The organism is Gilvimarinus sp. 1_MG-2023, assembly GCF_030548285.1.
Map to the genome: position 1 here is coordinate 1 of NZ_JAUOSC010000382.1, position 362 is coordinate 362.

Here is a 362-nt window from a genome sequence, read left to right on the forward strand (position 1 = left end):
GCTTAATATCAATAATCGCACCCAGGCAGCACTTATTGTACAGCAGCTGGAAATACCAGACTGATCGAGATCGACAGCAAACGGGTTCTGGCAATAAGCCATAACCATAAAGTCACGGTCTGCTACAACATTTTATGTAACAAGGCCCGTAATGCCATTGGTTTTACCGGTTTTCGCAATAGCATAAAGCCCAGCTCCTCAATGCCCTGTTTTACCTCATCGGTATAGTCGGCAGTAATAACCAGACAGGGTACTGGTTGCTGCCATACCTGGCTGAAACCGGCCATCACGTCCAGCCCGGTCACTCCCTGGTCCAGGTGGTAATCGATAATCACCAGATCCGGGATTTCCCCGGCTAACGC

At 49.4% G+C, this 362-nt stretch carries 1 protein-coding gene; it reads right to left on the reverse strand.

Going from position 1 to position 362, the window contains the following annotated elements; genetic code table 11:
- Positions 1–122 precede the first annotated feature (122 nt).
- Positions 123–362, reverse strand: a 240-nt coding sequence (locus Q4563_RS17295) for a hypothetical protein (protein WP_303605376.1), incomplete at its 5' end; no start/stop codon positions are given.